This is a genomic window from Leifsonia poae (assembly GCF_050632865.1).
GTDB classification, from domain to species: domain Bacteria; phylum Actinomycetota; class Actinomycetes; order Actinomycetales; family Microbacteriaceae; genus Leifsonia; species Leifsonia poae_B.
The window spans coordinates 496885-510734 of the sequence record NZ_JBODSA010000003.1 but is presented as its reverse complement, the minus strand read 5'-3'; the positions used below and the strand labels follow the sequence as shown (position 1 = coordinate 510734).

General features: G+C 69.4%; 14 protein-coding genes and 1 pseudogene. 5 read left to right on the top strand and 10 right to left on the bottom strand.

Annotated features, from left to right (window positions below; all coding sequences use genetic code 11):
* Window positions 1-46: 46 nt before the first annotated feature.
* The 3 genes from ACRAWB_RS12595 to ACRAWB_RS12585 all read right to left on the bottom strand — a co-directional run bounded on the left by ACRAWB_RS12595 (window position 47) and on the right by ACRAWB_RS12585 (window position 2481).
* On the bottom strand, window positions 47-376 hold the full coding sequence (locus tag ACRAWB_RS12595) for a D-xylose-binding protein (protein WP_431353637.1): 330 nt from the start codon (window positions 374-376) through the stop codon (window positions 47-49).
* On the bottom strand, window positions 373-1161 hold the full coding sequence (locus tag ACRAWB_RS12590; protein WP_431353636.1) for a substrate-binding domain-containing protein: 789 nt from the start codon (window positions 1159-1161) through the stop codon (window positions 373-375). The genes ACRAWB_RS12595 and ACRAWB_RS12590 overlap by 4 nt, the downstream gene beginning before the upstream one ends.
* Window positions 1162-1299: 138 nt before the next feature.
* Window positions 1300-2481 carry an ROK family transcriptional regulator gene (locus ACRAWB_RS12585; protein ID WP_431353635.1) on the bottom strand — a complete coding sequence of 394 codons (1182 nt, stop codon included), beginning with the start codon at window positions 2479-2481 and terminating at the stop codon, window positions 1300-1302.
* Window positions 2482-2589: 108 nt separating this feature from the next.
* On the opposite strand from ACRAWB_RS12585, the gene ACRAWB_RS12580 reads away from it, so the two are divergent.
* Window positions 2590-2976, top strand: a complete 387-nt coding sequence (locus ACRAWB_RS12580) for a hypothetical protein (RefSeq protein WP_431353634.1) — start codon at window positions 2590-2592, stop codon at window positions 2974-2976.
* A 248-nt stretch (window positions 2977-3224) separates the two neighbouring features.
* Here ACRAWB_RS12580 and ACRAWB_RS12575 read toward each other — a convergent pair whose 3' ends face one another.
* The 4 genes from ACRAWB_RS12575 to ACRAWB_RS12560 are packed head-to-tail and all read right to left on the bottom strand — an operon-like array spanning window position 3225 to window position 5903.
* Window positions 3225-3614 (bottom strand): DUF1304 domain-containing protein, encoded by a 390-nt coding sequence (locus tag ACRAWB_RS12575; RefSeq protein ID WP_431353633.1) that lies wholly within the window; start codon window positions 3612-3614, stop codon window positions 3225-3227.
* A gap of 18 nt (window positions 3615-3632) precedes the next feature.
* A complete protein-coding gene (locus ACRAWB_RS12570) occupies window positions 3633-4031 on the bottom strand; it encodes a DUF1304 domain-containing protein (protein ID WP_431353632.1) in 399 nt (132 codons plus the stop codon).
* A gap of 36 nt (window positions 4032-4067) precedes the next feature.
* Window positions 4068-5090 carry an MDR family oxidoreductase gene (locus ACRAWB_RS12565; protein ID WP_431353631.1) on the bottom strand — a complete coding sequence of 341 codons (1023 nt, stop codon included), beginning with the start codon at window positions 5088-5090 and terminating at the stop codon, window positions 4068-4070.
* Between the two features lie 36 nt (window positions 5091-5126).
* Window positions 5127-5903, bottom strand: a complete 777-nt coding sequence (locus tag ACRAWB_RS12560; protein ID WP_431353630.1) for an isocitrate lyase/PEP mutase family protein — start codon at window positions 5901-5903, stop codon at window positions 5127-5129.
* A 45-nt stretch (window positions 5904-5948) separates the two neighbouring features.
* Here ACRAWB_RS12560 and ACRAWB_RS12555 point away from each other — a divergent pair, with 45 nt between their 5' ends.
* Window positions 5949-7376 (top strand): LssY C-terminal domain-containing protein, encoded by a 1428-nt coding sequence (locus ACRAWB_RS12555; protein WP_431353629.1) that lies wholly within the window; start codon window positions 5949-5951, stop codon window positions 7374-7376.
* A gap of 87 nt (window positions 7377-7463) precedes the next feature.
* Here ACRAWB_RS12555 and ACRAWB_RS12550 read toward each other — a convergent pair whose 3' ends face one another.
* Together ACRAWB_RS12550 and ACRAWB_RS12545 are read right to left on the bottom strand one after the other, a co-directional pair.
* A complete protein-coding gene (locus ACRAWB_RS12550) occupies window positions 7464-9050 on the bottom strand; it encodes a cation:proton antiporter (protein WP_431353628.1) in 1587 nt (528 codons plus the stop codon).
* A 111-nt stretch (window positions 9051-9161) separates the two neighbouring features.
* Complete coding sequence (locus tag ACRAWB_RS12545; RefSeq protein ID WP_431353627.1) at window positions 9162-10049, bottom strand: rhodanese-related sulfurtransferase; 888 nt, start codon at window positions 10047-10049, stop codon at window positions 9162-9164.
* A gap of 147 nt (window positions 10050-10196) precedes the next feature.
* On the opposite strand from ACRAWB_RS12545, the pseudogene ACRAWB_RS12540 reads away from it, so the two are divergent.
* Together ACRAWB_RS12540 and ACRAWB_RS12535 are read left to right on the top strand one after the other, a co-directional pair.
* Window positions 10197-10993, top strand: a pseudogene (locus ACRAWB_RS12540) (polyprenol monophosphomannose synthase).
* 35 nt (window positions 10994-11028) lie between these two features.
* Window positions 11029-11559 carry a YbhB/YbcL family Raf kinase inhibitor-like protein gene (locus ACRAWB_RS12535; RefSeq protein WP_431353626.1) on the top strand — a complete coding sequence of 177 codons (531 nt, stop codon included), beginning with the start codon at window positions 11029-11031 and terminating at the stop codon, window positions 11557-11559.
* Between the two features lie 47 nt (window positions 11560-11606).
* On the opposite strand, the gene ACRAWB_RS12530 is transcribed toward ACRAWB_RS12535, so the two are convergent.
* On the bottom strand, window positions 11607-12245 hold the full coding sequence (locus tag ACRAWB_RS12530; RefSeq protein ID WP_431353625.1) for a LysE family translocator: 639 nt from the start codon (window positions 12243-12245) through the stop codon (window positions 11607-11609).
* Window positions 12246-12276: 31 nt separating this feature from the next.
* On the opposite strand from ACRAWB_RS12530, the gene ACRAWB_RS12525 reads away from it, so the two are divergent.
* Complete coding sequence (locus ACRAWB_RS12525) at window positions 12277-13848, top strand: MmgE/PrpD family protein (RefSeq protein ID WP_431353624.1); 1572 nt, start codon at window positions 12277-12279, stop codon at window positions 13846-13848.
* Window positions 13849-13850: the final 2 nt, after the last annotated feature.

The following is a 13850-nucleotide window of genomic DNA, read 5'->3' as shown; positions in this document are numbered from 1 at the left end:
CATCCGGAGGGATGTGCGCGACCCGGGCCGGGATCGTCCTATCGGGTTACTTGATGCCGTACTTGTCGCAGGCTGCCTTGTAGTCGGGGGTGCAGATCTTCGACACGGAGTCCGAGCCGTAGAAGTTGTCCTTCACGACCGTGCTCTCGATGTTGTCGACCGTCACCGCGACCGGGGTCAGCAGGAACGACTGGATCGCCGCGCCGCCCGCCGTGTTGACGGTGGTGTCACCCTTCGGCTTGTCGCCCTTGGTGAGCGAGACGGCCAGCTCTGCTGCCTTCTCGGCCTCCGGCTGGAGGGCCTTGTAGACGGTCATGTACTGGTCGCCGGCGAGGATCCGCTGGATGCCCGCGAGCTCCGCGTCCTGACCGGTCACCGGGGGAGCGGGCTGACGTTGGCCGCCTTCATGGCCGCGATCGCGCCACCGCCGGTGCCGTCGTTAGCGGCGTAGACGCCCTTGATCTGGTCCTTGAACTGCGAGACCTGGCCGGCCACCCAGTCCTGGGCCTTCGCGGGGTCCCATCCGGGGGTGTCGAACTCGGCGAGCACCTTGTAGCCGCTCGAGTCGATGACGCTGTGCGCGCCCTTCTTGAACAGGGTGGCGTTGTTGTCCGTCGGCGACCCGTTGACCATCAGGATGCCGGCGCCCGAGGCCACGCCGTCCTTCTTCAGCTTGTCGACCAGCGCCTGGCCCTGCAGCTGACCGACCTTCTCGTTGTCGAACGAGATGTAGTAGTCGCTGTCCTTGCTGTTGATCAGTCGGTCGTAGGAGATGACGGGAACGTTCTTCGCCTTCGCCTCGCCGACGATCGAGGCGGCCGCCTCACCGTCGAACGGGTCGAGGACGAGCACCTTCACGCCCTGGGTGAGCATGGACTCCGCCTGCTGCTGCTGCTTGCTGGCGTCGCCGTCCGCGTTCGCGTAGAGGACCTTGCAGCCGGAGCAGAGCTCCTTGACCTTGGCCTCGAAGAACGGCTTGTCCGCGGCCTCGTAGCGGGCGGTCACGGAGTCGGGAAGGAGAAGGCCGATCTGGGCGTTGGCGGCGTCCTTCGTGCTTCCGCCCGAACTGTTTCCGGAGCCGTTCGAACACGCTGTGAGGGTGACGGCTGTGAGCAGGATCGCGGCCGACGCGATGACCGCTCTCTTGGTGGCGATCTTCATTGAAAAACCTCCGATTCGGGACCGCCTTCGTTGGCGGCTGGGTTGAGTGTGCCAGGTGGGGGATTTGGCGTCAAGACTTGAAGTCAAGACTTTCGATAACGGTTCGAGCCCGTTTTCGGGGGCATCCTGAGAGCGCGTTCAGTACGAGACGCCGTCGGAGGTGATCGAGACGCAGTCGACGGCGTACGCGACGGCACCCAGGGCACTCGCGCGCGTCCCGAGCTGGGCCTGGACGATGTCCGGCATCAGGTCCGGGTTCACGATGATCGAGCGCTCGACGGAGTGGCGCATCGGGCCGAGCAGCAACTCGCCCGCCCGCGCGAGCTCGCCGCCGACGATGACCCGCTCGGGGTCGAGGAGGTTGCACAGGTTCGCGGTCGCCACGCCGATGTGCCGGCCCGCGTCCGCGATCGCGCGGATGCAGCGTGCGTCCCCGGCCATCGCCTGGATCACCACGTCGCCGAGCTTCAGGCTGCCGAGGTGGTCGCGCAGCTCGTCCAGGATGGCCGGCCCGCCCGCCAGCGCCTCGAGGCACCCCCGGTTGCCGCAGCGGCAGAGCGGTCCGTTCTCGCGGATCGTGGTGTGACCGAACTCGCCGGCTACGCCGTGGTTGCCCCTGAAGACCTGGCCGTTCAGGATGAGGCCGGCGCCGATCCCGTCGCCCACGTCGAGCGTGATCGTGTTCCGCTTGCCGCGTCCCGCGCCGAACCGCGACTCGCCGAGCGCCGCCAGGTTGGCCGAGTTGTCGAGGAACACCGGTCGCTTGATCCGGCGCTCCAGCGACTCGGCGATGGTCACGCCGTCCCAGCCGCGCATGATCCCGCTTCGGGCGATGGTGCCTGTCGCGCGGTCGATCGGCGCGGGCACCGCGATGCCCACGGCCAGCAGATCGTCGCGGGTGGCATCCACCGATTCCAGCATGTCGTTGAGCAGCAACGAGACCTTGTCGAGCTCGTTGTCGGCGCGATGGTCGCGCGCGAGCGGCATGTGGTTCTCGGCGACGACGGTGTGGGCCACATCGGCGAGCGCCACGCGGAGGTGCCGGGTGGAGAAGTGGACGCCGACGACCAGCCCTAGTGCGTGCGCCAGGGTGACGTGCTGGGCGCGGCGGCCGGAGCGGATGCTCTGCGTCGTATGCAGCACGCCGGAGGTCGACAGCTCCTTGACGATGTTCGAGACCGTCGCGGCGGACAGGCCCGTCGCACCCGCGAGCTCGACCTGGGTGAGGCCGCCGTGCTTCTTGATGGCGTCGACGATGCGGGCTCGGTTGGCTTCACGAAGTGAAGTCTGCGAGCCCGGAGTTCGTCGCTGCGTTGCCACGTCGAGAAGGATACATGGCAGCGCATGAAGCGTTTCGTGAATGTGAACGTGATCGCTTTGTGAGGTTCCTATGACCCGCCGGAGCGTTCGGCTTGGCAGGATAGAGCTATGGCCGACCTGCACGTTCACCCCGATCGCCTGGAGATCCGCCTCACGCGGGCGGAGAAGGTGCTGGCCGTGAAGCGCGACGACCTGACCGTGCCGCGGGACAGCATCCGCTCGGTCGCCATCACGGAGGACCCCTGGATCTGGATCCGCGGCATCCGCGCACCCGGTGCCGCCGTGCCGCTCACCCTGTCCATCGGCACGTGGAAGTTCCACGGCGGCAAAGACTTCCTGCTCATCAAGGGCAAGACGCGCGCCGCGGTGGTCATCGACCTGGACGGGGAGGAGTACTCCCGCGTCATCGTCACCACCCCGCACGCGGCGCGGCTCGTCGAGGCGCTGCGTGTCGACGGCAGCGAGCTCACGGCCGACGGCGAGGTCATCGACTGACGCGGCAGGCTTCGGTAGTGGCTGCGTAGCCCCACCGATCCGCCGGGCTCGCCCGCGCGGCGACACTGACGGGCATGATGACTCGTCCGCACGCCCTCCCCCGCTCGCCGCTCCGGCGATGACCGTCCGCGATTACGCGCGCGCTGCCGCGCTGACGATGGCCGAGGTCATGGAGGAGTGCGCCACCGGTCGGCTCGACCACGTCGTCCGGGCGGGCCGACGGCTGATCGTCGGCGTGCGTCCCGGTGCTAGCGGGTCTCCGCGATCACGAAGAGGATGAGGCCCACCAGGGGCAGCGTCCCCTGCAGCAGTGCCGCACCCCAGAACCGGCGGCCCGTCGTCACCAGCACCAGCGAGGCGAGCACCATGCAGACGCCGCAGAAGAAGACCAGTGCGAAGCCCACCTCGTGGAGGGTCGTCCAGTAGAGGGCGAGCCCGACCACGGCGCCGCCCGCCAGGAACAGGTTGTAGAAGCCCTGGTTGTACGCCATCGGCCGCACGATGTCCGCGTCGCGCTGCGAGCCGAGCCCGAAGCGGCGCCACACCCCGGGCGACGACCACAGCATGCTCTCCATCGCGAAGAACACCAGGTGCACGACCGCCGCCACGGCGATCAGGATGCTGCCGACGATGGCCATGCCGGAAGGCTACGCCGTTCAGCTCTCGCCGTTGAACAGGCCCACCAGCAGCAGCACCAGGCCGATCAGCGGAAGGATGCCCTGGATGAACGCGGGGCGCAGGTAGCCGCGTCCCGTCGTGATGAGCACGATGGCGGCGGCGAGCATGCTCGCCGCGGTGAAGATGATCAGGGTGATGCCCGCGATGTGCTGCCCGACGCCGTACAGGATCAGGCCGACGATCGCCCCGATCGCCAGAAACAGGTTGTAGAAGCCCTGGTTGTAGGCCATCGGGCGGGTCGTCTCGGCGGCCTCCTGGCTCTTCAGCCCGAAGCGCTTCCACACGGAGGGTCGGGTCCAGGCGATGCTCTCCATGAAGAAGATCGCGATATGGAGCGCGGCTGCGAGCGTGACCACGACGGTGGCGAGGACGATCATGGCGTCAGCATACCGAGCGGTCCACCGCGCGCCGGCTCACGCGCGGACGTCGACCACGGTCCGGCCTCGCAGCCGCCCGGCGAGGATGTCGTCGGCCGCCGGAACCGCCTCGGACAGCGTGACGAACCGCGTCATCGCCGCGAGGGCTTCCTCGTCGAGGTCGCTCGCCAGCCGGCGCCAGGCCGTCTCGCGGAGCGCGGGTGGCGCCTCCACCGAGTTGATGCCCACGAGCGTCACCGCGCGCAGGATGAACGGCAGCACGGTCGTGGGAAGGTCGGGACCCTGCGCCAGGCCGCACGCGGCCACGGTTCCGCCGTAGCGCGTCTGCGCGAGCACGGTCGCGAGGGTCTGGCTGCCCACCGAGTCGATCGCGCCGGCCCAGCGCTGCGACTGGAGGGGCTTGCCCGGCGCATCCAGCTCGGAGCGGTCGATCACCGCGCTGGCGCCGAGATCGGTCAGGTAATCGGTGGCCTCCTCCACACGGCCCGTGGATGCGGTGACCGGGTAACCCAGTTTCGCCAGCAGGGCCACCGCGACCGAGCCGACTCCGCCCGCCGCGCCGGTGACGAGGATGCTGCTGCCGCTCTCCGCGACCTCCGTCGGATCGACGCCGTTGCGCTCGAGAGCCAGGACGGCGAGCATAGCGGTGAAGCCGGCCGTGCCGATGGCGGCCGCCTGCTCGGACGTGATCGAGTCGGGGATGCGGACGAGTGCATCCCCGCCCACTCGTGCCTTCTCCGCGAGCCCGCCGTGGTGCGACTCGCCGAGGCCCGCGCCGTTCAGAACCACCCGGTCCCCGGGCCGCCAGCGCGGATCTGCGGACTCCTCCACCGTGCCCACGATGTCGATCCCCGGGATCAGCGGGGACGTGCGGGCGACGCCGGGGCGCCCCGCGATCGCCAGGCCGTCCTTGTAGTTGAGGTCGGAGAACTCAACGGCGATCGTCACGTCCCCTGGCATGAGGAAGGCGTCGGTCACGCGCCGGACTTCCGCGGTGTGGGCGGTGATCCGCCCGCCGTCGACCTGCTGCTCGATCACGATCGCCCGGAAGTCGCTCATGGGGTCACCCTACGCCGGGCGTTCTGCTCCCTTCCCTCAGTTGAGCGGCTGCGTGCCCTGTGGCAGGACCCCTCCCGCATACAGTTCCAGAGCCGTGTTGCGGAGCGCGGTCAGGGCGACGCGCTGCGTCCACGGACCGTAGGAGACCCGCGCCACCCCAAGCTCCTGCAGCCGGGCCGGCGTCAGCGAACCGGGGACGGCGATGACGCTGAGGCGGCGCTCGCCGAGGCCGCCGACCAGGCGCTGCACCGTCCGCTCGTCGAGCTTGCCGGGCACGAACACGCAGGTGGCGCCCACGTCGAGGAAGGCGCGGCCGCGGCGTACCGCCTCCTCGATCTTCTCGTCGTCGGTGGGGAATGCGTTGCGCACGAAGACGTCGGTGCGCGCGTTCAGCGCGAAGGGCACGCCCTCGGCGTCCGCCGCGGCGATGGCGGCCCGGACGGACGCGACAGCCTCGTCGAACGGGCGCATCCGGTCCTCGAGGTTGGCGCCGACCACGCCGACGCCGATCGCCCGGCGGATGGTCTCGCCCGTGTCCCCGTAGCCTCCTTCGAGGTCGGCGCTGACCGGCAGGTCGGTCGCGTTCACGATGCGGCCCACCATGTCCAGCATGAGGTCGAGGGAGATCTTCTCGCCGTCCTCGTACCCGAGGGTCGCCGCGATGGAGTGGCTGGCCGTCGCGAGGGCGCGTGTGTCGGGGAGGTCGGCGATGACGCGGGCGCTAATCGCGTCCCACACGTTCACGACCTGGAGGAGTTCTGGGGCGTCGTGCAGCCGGCGCAGTTCGGCGCCGCGAGCCTGGATGTCGGTCATGTGCTCACCCTACGTCGGCGCGGCCCGGCGCTCTAGGATGGCGCCATGGCCCGCACGGGGGAGCCGCTGGAGGTGCCGAAGAGCCGTTCGGCGCCGCGTCGCCGCGCGTCCTTCAGCTCGGTGCTCGACTACGCCTTCTTCGTTTTCGGCGGGGCCGCCGCGGTCTGGCTGGCGTGGCTCGTGCTCACGGAGAGCTTCGAGTGGGGCTGGTTCCTCATCCTCTTCTTCCTGATCTTCTGGATCGTGCTCGCGTACCTCGTGCTGCCGCGGCTGCACCGCATCCTGACCGAGATCTACGTGCCGGACTACTTCATCGGCCGCGCACGGACGAGCGACGGGCTGCTCGGGGACCCGATCAACCTCGCCCTCCTCGGCTCAGAGGCTCAACTCGACGACGCCATGCGCGCCGCGGGGTGGACGCGGGCCGACGACGTCACGCTGCGGTCGAGCGGCCGGATCATCTCCTCGACGCTGTTGCGGCGCAGCTACGACGAAGCCCCGGTGAGCCCGCTGTTCCTGTTCGGGCGGCAGCAGGATGTCGCGTACCAGCAGGAGGTGAAGGGGAACCCCGCCAAACGTCACCACGTCCGGTTCTGGCGCTGCCCGGAAGGCTGGCTGCTGCCCGGCGGCCGTCGGGTCGAGTGGCTGGCGGCGGGGACGTTCGACCGCTCGGTGGGGTTCTCGCTGTTCACGCTGCAGATCACGCACAAGATCGACGCGAACACCGATATCGAGCGGGATCACATCGTGTCCACCCTGGTGGACGCGGACATCGGCGTCGCGGTGACGGTGATCCGCGACTTCTCGACCGGCTACCACTCCCGGAATGGGGGCGGCGACACCATCGAGACGGACGGCGACCTCCCGATCGTGGACCTCACCGGCGTCGAGGTGGACGCGCAAGGCGTCTCGGTCGCGGCGGACGCGGACGCCCGCCGCATCGCGCTCGCCGAACGCCGACCGGTCCCGACCACCCTCGGTGTGCTGCTGATGATGCTTCGCGTAGTGGCCGGCGTCGGCTACATCGCCCTGAACCTGATCGAGTGGAACCGCTTCGTGGCCTCGCAGCTGAGCGCCGCGGAGCAGGTGGACGGCGCGGACCAGGCGACCGTCAGCCTCGTTCTCGGCATCGTGATGGGCCTCTTCGGCGCGGGGCTCGTGCTGTACTTCCTCCTGGCGCTGTTGGTCTTCTTCGGCAGCAACTGGGCGCGCATCGCGGCGATGACCTACAGCTCGCTCATCATCGTCTTCTCAGCGATCGATTTCTTCAACGGCGGCCCGCAGATCTCCCTCAAGAACAACCTGCTGGGCCTGGCGCTCGACATCTTGGTGGTGATCGCGCTCTCCTCGAAGAGCTCCCGCCTGTGGGCGCGCCGCCCCCGCGCACAGCGCGGACGCGGAGCCGCCCTGCTGCTCGACCCGGCCGTCCGCGCCGCGGTCGACGCCCCCGGCGACGACACGATCGTCCGCTGACGTTCGCACGGACCCTCGTCGCAGCCTGCGCCCCCGCAGCCTGCGCCCCCGCCGCGTTCGTCGCCGCCGCCCTCGCCGCCTCGCGCCCTACATGAGCGACTTCTTCCCGTCGGTCCCGCCCGCTTTGAGCGCCGACTCCTCCGCGTCCAGGAAGGCCAGCACCGACCGCACGGCCGGCTCCTGATACCGCCCCTCCGCCCGCGCCTCGAGCACCGCCTGCCGCTCGGCGACGATCATCGTCCGGCGCAGTCGGCGGTACTCCATCGGAAGGTCGGAGCTCTCATCCGGCGACGGGTTCTCGAGCGCGTCGGAGAGGAACAGCGCGTTGATCCGCAGCCGAGAGATCACCCGCTCGTCCTCGTCACCCGTCACCTGCGCCTCCAGCTGCTCCAGCCCGGCCGACTGGGCCTCCGCCAGCAGCCGCTGCATCTCGCTCGCCTCCTGCGCGAAGTCCGGCGGCGGCAGCTTCAGCCGGCGGATGACCCAGGGCAGTGCCAGTCCCTCCAGCAGGGTCGCGACCACCACCACGAACGCCAGGAACTGCAGGAACTCCCGATGCGGCGTCACCTCCGGCAGCAGGAACACTGCGGCCAGCGTCACCACTCCGCGGATCCCTGCGAACGACACCGCGATGCCCGTCGGCCACGACCATCCACGCTCCCGGAGTCGCTGCGGCCCGTTGCGGTACAGCCAGGTCGTGCCGATCATCCACACGAAACGCGCGAGGAAGATCGCCAGCAGCACGACGATGCTGATCACGATCGTCTGCGGCACCGTGATTCCAGAGGTGAACGCCCCGGTCAGGATCGTCCGCAGCTCGAGTCCGATGAAGAGGAAGACCGCGTTCTCGAGCAGGAAGCTGATCGTCCGCCAGTTGATCGTCTCTGCGATCCGCGCCTCGGCCGTCTGGATCGTCGGGGAGCGGTAGCCGAGGTAGAGACCCGCGACCACAACCGCGAGCACCCCCGAGCCGTGTAGCAGCTGGGACGGGATGAACGCCAGGTAGGGAGTGACCAGCGCGAGCGACGTGTCCAGAACCGGCGACCGCAGCTGCTTGCGGATCATCGCCAGCAGGAGCCCCAGGCCGAGCCCGACGCCGACCCCGACGACCACCGCGAGCACGAAGTCGCCGCCGACGGCCCAGGGGTTCACCACGCTGACGATGGCCGCGATGCTGGCGTTCAGCGCGACGAGGGCAGTCGCGTCGTTGAGCAGGCTCTCGCCCTCGAGGACGGTGATGAGTCGCCGGGGGAGGCGGGCGCGCCCGGCGATCGCCTGCACGGCCACCGTGTCGGTCGGCGCGACGACCGCCCCGAACGCGAAGGCCGCGGCCAGTGTGATCGCCGGCACCACCAGGAAGGTGGCGAAGCCGACGACGAGCACGGTGAATGCCACCAGCCCGACCGAGAGGAGGAGGATGCCGTCGCGCCTAGCCCGGACGTCGACGATGGACGTCTGGATCGCCGCCGCGAACAGGAGCGGTGGCAGGAGCCCGAACAGCACCACCTCCGGTTCGAGCACCACCTCGGGAACCCCGGGGATGAACGACGCCGCCGCACCGACGAACACCAGCACGACAGGGGCCGACCAGCCCACCCTGCGGGACAGGCCGGTGACCGTGACCGTGACGACGACGAACGACACGATCCAGACGATGGTGGCTACCGGATCCATGCTGTTCATGATGGCGGCAACGCAAGACCCGCGCCAAGATTTCCGCGAGGCTGGGGAGAACCCGTTCGCTGTCGGCGATGTGGAGAGATTCGCCGAGCCGGAGGAGGGCCGTCAGGCCGCGTGGACCACGCAGGCGCCCGACCCGCAGTCCTCGCAGACGACGAGCTGTTCACGGCAGGAGGGGTCGATGCAGTTGCGCATCCTGCTCGTCGGGTGGCCGCACGCGACGCACCGGCCGAGCACGGCTGCATGGTCGCTGAACGTCGTCGACCCGCGCCCGTCGAACACGTAGAGCGAACCCTCCCACAGCCCGTCGTCGCCGAACGTCTCGCCGTAGCGGACGATGCCGCCGTCCAGTTGGTAGACCTCCTGGAACCCGCGCGACACCATGAGAGAGGAGAGCACTTCGCACCGGATGCCGCCGGTGCAGTAGGTGACGACGGGGCGATCCTTCAGATGGTCGTAGGCGCCGCTGTCGAGCGCTTCCACGAACTCGCGGGTGTTCGCCACATCGGGGACCACCGCATCCTTGAACCGCCCGATGCCCGCCTCGAACCGATTACGGCCGTCGAAGAACACCAGATCGTCGCGCTCGGCGGCGAGCGCGTGGAGCGCCTGCGGGTCGAGCCGAGCGCCCCCGCCCACGACGCCGTTCTCGTCCACGCGAAGCTCGTCGGGCGCTCCGAACGACACGATCTCCTCCCGGACCTTCACCGAGAGCCGCGGAAAATCGACGCTCGCATTGTCCGCATCAAGGCCGGAACCTTCGCTCCATTTGACGTCGAGCTCGCGGAAGGCGGCGTACTCCTTCGTGACGCGGACGTACCGCTTCAGCGCATCGAGTTCGCCGCCGAGGGTGCCGTTGATTCCCTGCGTGGACAGGAGGATTCGGCCGCGGAGATTCAGGCGCTCGCAGAGTTCCCGCTGCCACAGGCGGACCGCATCCGGGTCGGCCAGCGGGGCGAAGACGTAGAAGAGGAGCACTTTCGGGACGGCCACCGCCTTATCGTAGGCGAGCCTTCCGGCCGCCCGATGATCGTAGGATCGTTGACCTGTGAGCGCCGGAAGGTTCGTTCGCCTGCCGTTCAGACTGGTGCGACATGGTGAATGCATGCGTGGGGCTCGCCCCTGACAGAAAGGCGGGTCGTGCGAACCCTCGTCATCATCCCGACGTACAACGAGCGCGAGAACATCGGCTCGATCGTCGGACGCGTACGCGTGTCGGCACCCGATGCCGATGTGCTGATCGTCGACGACGGGTCGCCCGACGGCACGGGTGAACTCGCGGACGCGCTCGCCGCGACCGACGCCAGTGTCCATGTGCTTCACCGCGCAGGCAAGGACGGCCTCGGCGCCGCCTACCGCGCCGGCATGACCTGGGCGCTCGATGCCGGTTACTCGGCGATCGTCGAGATGGACGCGGACGGCTCGCACCAGCCCGAGCAGCTGCCGCGCCTCCTCGGGGCTCTCCGCGGTGACTCGGACGAGGCCCCGGGCGCCGGCGATCTGCCCGGCGCCGACGTCGTTCTCGGCTCGCGCTGGGTCGAGGGGGCGGCGTCGTGAACTGGCCCGCAGGCCGCCGGTTCATCTCGCGGGGCGGCAGCGCCTATTCGCGTCTCGCCTTGGGACTTCCGGTCAAGGATGTGACCGGCGGCTATCGCGCCTTCACCGCCGACGCCCTTCGCGCTCTGCAGTACGAGCGCACCGACAGTCAGGGGTACTGCTTCCAGATCGACATGACCCGCCGGGCCTACGAGGCTGGACTCTCGATCGTAGAGGTGCCGATCACCTTCGTCGAGCGAGAGCGCGGAGCCTCCAAGATGGGCGGCGGGATCGTCGTGGAGGCGATGGCGCGCGTGACGCTCTGGGGGCTGACCGGCCTTCCGCGACGCTTCCGCAAGCGGACGCCGTCGCGACCCGTCGCGCCGGCCACGCGGGCATAGCGGGAGTGCTCGGTCGGCGGGCGTAGCCTGACGCCATGGCACACGATCCCCTCGAGCGCTTCGGCGCTGTCCCCATGTTCACCGTGTCGAGCGACGACGTCGCGGACGGCACTCCTCTCGCTCGCGAGCACTGGGGCGCGGGCGGCGGAGGCGGCGACATCTCGCCGCAGCTGTCCTGGTCCGGCTTCCCGGCTGAGACGAAGAGCTTCGCCGTGACCATCCATGACCCGGATGCGCCCACCGGCTCGGGCTTCTGGCATTGGGCCGTCTACAACATCCCCGCGTCGGTGACCGAGCTGCCGTCGAACGCGGGCGCCGAGGGCGGCGCCAACCTGCCCCAGGGCGCCGCCATGCTCTCCAACGAGATGAGGTCGAAGAGCTTCACCGGCGCGGGTCCCCCTCCCGGAACCGGAACCCACCGTTACGACATCGTCGTGCATGCCCTGGATGTCGAGCACCTGGACCTGGACCCGGAGTCCACGCCCGCCGTGCTCGGCTTCAACGCGCATTTCCACTCGCTAGCGCGCGCCGTGCTCGCCCCGATCGCGACCGCCGGCGACATCTGAAGCCGTCCCAGCTCCGCCTCTCGGCGTCAGGCACTGGCGCGTGCTCGTCAGTGCTTGACGCCGGTGAAGGCGAGCACCCCTCCCAGCCCGATCATCAGCACGCCTCCGGTCGCGCCCAGCCGCTCCACCCGCTTGGGCGAACGGCCGAACCACTGCCGCGCCGTCCCGGCCGCGAGCGCCCAGACGCTGTCGAAGATCAGAGCCAGCACCAGGAAGACCACACCCAGCTCGAACAGCTGCAGGGGGATCGCGCCCGCGTGGTAGTCGACGAACTGCGGAAGCACCGCGACGAAGAACACCAGCGACTTGGGGTTCGTGAGCCCGACGACGAACCCTTCGCTCAGGATGCGCCAGCGCGACTTCTGCGGCGGGGTCGCCTCGTGCGTGACCGTCGTATGGCGACGGTGCCGGATCGCCTGCACGCCGAGGTACACCAGGTATGCCGCACCGACGAACTTGATGACTGTGAACAGCACCAGGGACTGCGCCACGATCGCACCGATCCCGAGCGCGACCGCGATCGCCAGCGGCAGCATCCCCAGCGCGTTCCCGAGCACGCTCAGCAGCCCGCCCAGGCGGCCCAGCGCCAGGGACCGGCCGATCACGAACAGCACGCTCGGCCCGGGGATGACGATGAGGGCGAGCGACGCCAGCGCGAAGGCGAGCAGGGAAGGGCCGGGAACCATGTGCCGAGCGTAGGGGAGGTAGGTTCGTAACGTGAAGCTCCACAACGTCCGTGTGCACAGCAGCGAGGAGAACCTGGCTCGCCAGGACCAGCTCGCCTGGAAGATCGCCGAGGTGGCGACCGACCCGGTGGAGGTTGAAGCCGAGGTCACCGAGATGGTGATCAACCGCGTGATCGACAACGCCGCGGTGGCGGCAGCGTCGCTGACCCGGAAGCCCGTCGTCTCCGCCCGGTCTCAGGCGCTCGCGCACCCTATTCCGTCGCGCCAGCTCGAAGAACTGACGGACTCCGCGCAGCATCCGCAGGACGGCTCGACCGTCTTCGGCGAGTGGCCCACCACGCGGGTCTCTCCCGAGTGGGCGGCCTGGGCGAACGGCGTGGCGGTGCGAGAGCTGGACTATCACGACACGTTCCTCGCCGCCGAGTACTCGCACCCGGGTGACAACATCCCCCCGATCACCGCGGTCGCGCAGCACGCTGCGCGTGCCTATGGGCTGACCGGCCGCGATCTCGTCCGGGGGATCGCCACGGGTTACGAGATCCAGATCGACCTCGCCCGCGCCATCAGCCTCCACCGCCACAAGATCGACCACGTCGCGCATCTCGGGCCGTCCGCGGCCGCCGGCATCGGCACCCTGCTCGGCCTTCCCGCCGAGACGATCTTCCAGGCGGTCGGCCAGGCGCTGCACACGACCACTGCTACGCGGCAGTCGCGCAAGGGCGAGATCTCGAGTTGGAAGGCGCACGCGCCGGCCTTCGCGGGGAAGATGGCGGTCGAGGCGATCGACCGAGCGCTTCGCGGCGAGACGAGCCCCACTCCCATCTACGAAGGCGAGGACGGCGTCATCGCCTGGCTGCTCGACGGCAAGGACGCCTCGTACGACGTCCATCTTCCCGGCCGCGGAGAGGCGAAGCGCGCGATCCTCGACTCGTACACCAAGGAGCACTCGGCCGAGTACCAGGCCCAGGCGTGGATCGACCTGGCGCGCAAACTGCACCGGGAGCACCCGGAGGTGGCCGACCCGTCGCGCGTGGAGAGCATCGTCATCCACACCTCCCACCACACCCACTACGTGATCGGATCGGGAGCGAACGACCCGCAGAAGTACGACCCGACCGCGTCCCGCGAGACGCTGGACCACAGCATCCCGTACATCTTCACCGTGGCTCTGCAGGATGGCGGCTGGCACCACGTGGACTCCTACCTTCCCAGCCGCGCGGCTCGACCCGACACGGTGGAGCTGTGGGGCAAAGTCACCACCACGGAGGACGCCGAGTGGACCCGCCGCTATCACTCGACCGATCCGGACGAGAAGGCGTTCGGCGGGCGGGTCGTCATCCGACTGGCCGACGGCCGGGTCATCGAGGACCAGATCGCCGTCGCGGACGCGCATCCGCTCGGGGCGCGTCCCTTCGCCCGCGACGACTACGTCTCGAAGTTCCGCACTCTGGCCACCGGCGTCCTGGAGGAGGCGGAGATCGACCGCTTCCTTGCGCTGGCGCAGCGCCTTCCCGAGCTGAACGCCGCTGAACTCGGCGCTCTCACCATCACCGCCCGACCGGGACTGCTGGACGCGATCCCTGCTCCGAGGGGACTTTTCTGACC